This window comes from Streptomyces calidiresistens (genome assembly GCF_014141525.1).
GTDB classification, from domain to species: Bacteria; Actinomycetota; Actinomycetes; order Streptomycetales; family Streptomycetaceae; genus Streptomyces; species Streptomyces calidiresistens.
In genome coordinates this window covers 1-2,129 of the sequence record NZ_VKHS01000872.1, presented here as the reverse complement: position 1 = coordinate 2,129, position 2,129 = coordinate 1, and the positions used below count along the sequence as shown (strand labels likewise).

Annotated in this window: 2 protein-coding genes; one reads left to right on the top strand and one right to left on the bottom strand. The window is 72.3% G+C overall.

Annotation, left to right across the window (positions count from 1 at the left end; translation table 11 throughout):
- The first annotated feature begins 133 nt into the window (after window positions 1-133).
- Window positions 134-1,648 (top strand): arabinosylfuranosidase ArfA, encoded by a 1,515-nt coding sequence (arfA, locus tag FOE67_RS23650; RefSeq protein WP_182666866.1) that lies wholly within the window; start codon window positions 134-136, stop codon window positions 1,646-1,648.
- Window positions 1,649-1,771: 123 nt separating this feature from the next.
- Here the strand turns inward: arfA and FOE67_RS23645 are convergent.
- The coding region (locus tag FOE67_RS23645) for a PA0049 C-terminal domain-containing protein (protein ID WP_498370716.1) at window positions 1,772-2,129 on the bottom strand (358 nt) is incomplete at its 5' end.

Sequence of the window (2,129 nt, the reverse complement as noted above, 5' to 3'; positions counted from 1 at the left end):
CTCCCGCCCGGGTGTTGACACCGGGGTGGGGGAAGGGGTTGGGTTCTGTTCGGAAAATCGATCAGTGTTCGATATTTCGAACCACCGGTCACCGGAATCCCGACGGGGACCGTCGAGTCAGGCGAGGAGCCGCATGAGCGCACCGCACACCGCCCGCTTCACCCTCGATCCCGCGTTCACCGTCGGCACGGTGGACCCCCGGTTGTTCGGGTCCTTCGTGGAACACCTCGGTCGTTGCGTCTACACCGGCATCTTCGAGCCGGACCACCCCGCCGCCGACGAGGACGGCCTGCGCACCGACGTGCTGGAGTTGATCCGCGAGCTGGGCGTGACCGCCATCCGCTACCCCGGCGGGAACTTCGTCTCCAACTACCGCTGGGAGGACGGCGTCGGCCCGGTGGAGGACCGGCCCCGCCGGCTCGACCTCGCCTGGAAGACCACCGAGACCAACCGCTTCGGGACCAACGAGTTCGTCTCCTTCGTCCGCAAGGTCGGCGGGGAGGCGATGATGGCGGTCAACCTCGGGACCCGCGGTGTCGCCGAGGCGCTGGAGCTCCAGGAGTACGTCAACCACCCGGGCGGCACCGAGCTCTCCGACCGGCGCGCGGCCCACGGCCACCCCGACCCCCACGGCATCCGCCTGTGGTGCCTGGGCAACGAGATGGACGGTCCCTGGCAGACCGGGCACAAGACGGCCGAGGAGTACGGCCGGTTGGCCGCCGAGACCGCCCGCGCCATGCGGCAGATGGACAAGGACGTGGAGCTGGTCGCCTGTGGCAGCTCCGGCAGTTCGATGGACACCTTCGCCTCCTGGGAGGCGACCGTCCTGGAGCACTGCTACGACCTGGTCGACCACATCTCCCTGCACTCCTACTACTACGAGCAGGAGGACGACCGCGACTCCTTCCTGGCCTCCGCGGTGGACACCGAGGCCTTCATCGAGAAGGTCGTCGCCACCTGCGACCACGTGGGGGCCCGGCTGAAGTCGAAGAAGCGGATCAACCTCTCCTTCGACGAGTGGAACATCTGGTACATGGGTGGTCCCAAGGCGGCCCCGGTGCCCGATCAGGAGTGGGGGGAGGCGCCCCGACTGCTGGAGGACAACTACACCGTCACCGACGCCGTGGTGTTCGGCTCCCTGCTCATCGCCCTGCTGCGGCACGCCGACCGGGTGCGGATCGCCTGCCTGGCGCAGTTGGTGAACGTCATCGCGCCGATCATGACCGAGCCCGGCGGCCCCGCCTGGCGACAGACCACCTTCTTCCCCTTCGCCGCGGCCTCCCGCCACGGCAGGGGCACGGTCCTGGACGTGCGGGTGGACAGCCCCCGCCACACCACCGCCCGGTACGGGGAGGTGGACCTGCTGCACGCCACCGCGGTGCGCGACGAGGAGAGCGGCGGGGTGACCGTCTTCGCGGTCAATCGCGACCGGACCGCCGCGCTGCCGTTGGAGGTGGCGCTGGGCGGCACGGGGGTGAGCCGGGTGGTGGAGCACGAGGTGCTCTCCGACGCGGACCCGGACGCGAGCAACACCCTCGCCGACCCCGAGCGGGTCGTCCCGCACGCGGGGGAGGGGGCCGGGGTCGCGGACGGTGTGCTGCGCGTGACGCTGGAGCCGATGTCCTGGAACGTCATCCGTCTCGCCTGAGATCCGGCCCGGCGAAGCCCGGGGTCGGGGAACCGCCCGGTTCCCCGACCCCGGGGGCGGCACCGCCCCCGGAGGGGGAGGGGCGGTGCCACCCGATGTCCGGGGCCCGGCCCCGGACGGCTCTCATCCCGGCACGGCCAGCAACAGGGCCCGCACCCGCCGGGTGATCTCCCTCCGCCCGGCCACCAGCACCGGGTCGGTGTACCGGCCGGATTCCGGGTCGGCGTGCTCCGGGGCGAAGTCGGGGGCCGGTATGTGCAGGTGCCCGCCGGGGATGTCCGCCCCCAGACGGTCGCGCAGCAGGCAGGCGCGGTGGGCCACCTCGTTGGAGAGGTAGTCCCCGCCGCTGCCGGCGACGGCGGTGGAGCCCTCGCCGGGGCCGTCCTCCCGGGTGATCGGCTCGCCGTCCGCCGGGGCGCCCGCCGGAAGCTCGACGACCGTGGTGTGGGCCCGGACCGGCGCGGCCCCCGGCCCCTCCGCC

Excerpts from the sequence above, each read along its gene's own strand:
- arfA (WP_182666866.1), top strand. The coding sequence starts at position 134 with ATGAGCGCACCGCACACCGCCCGCTTCACCCTCGATCCCGCGTTCACC.